The organism is Pseudomonas baetica (assembly GCF_019733355.1).
Classification (GTDB): Bacteria; Pseudomonadota; Gammaproteobacteria; order Pseudomonadales; family Pseudomonadaceae; genus Aquipseudomonas; species Aquipseudomonas baetica_A.
The window spans coordinates 1-231 of the sequence record NZ_JAIHLQ010000202.1 but is presented as its reverse complement, the minus strand read 5'-3'; the positions used below and the strand labels follow the sequence as shown (position 1 = coordinate 231).

2 tRNA genes are annotated in these 231 nt (G+C 50.2%); both read right to left on the bottom strand.

Annotated elements, in window-relative coordinates:
- Position 1: 1 nt before the first annotated feature.
- Positions 2-78: transfer RNA gene (locus K5E40_RS34755), tRNA-Arg, on the bottom strand.
- Positions 79-150: 72 nt separating this feature from the next.
- Positions 151-227, bottom strand: a tRNA-Arg gene (locus K5E40_RS34750).
- Between the last annotated feature and the right edge of the window lie 4 nt (positions 228-231).

The window sequence follows — 231 nt, the reverse complement described above, 5'->3', positions numbered from 1 at the left end:
ATGGTGCACTCGACAGGATTCGAACCTGTGACCGCTCGGTTCGTAGCCGAGTACTCTATCCAGCTGAGCTACGAGTGCATTTTGTGTTTTTAGACCAGATCACAACTGGTTGAAGCCAGATCACCTGCATTGCTGCAAACAACCTTAAAATGGTGCACTCGACAGGATTCGAACCTGTGACCGCTCGGTTCGTAGCCGAGTACTCTATCCAGCTGAGCTACGAGTGCATTT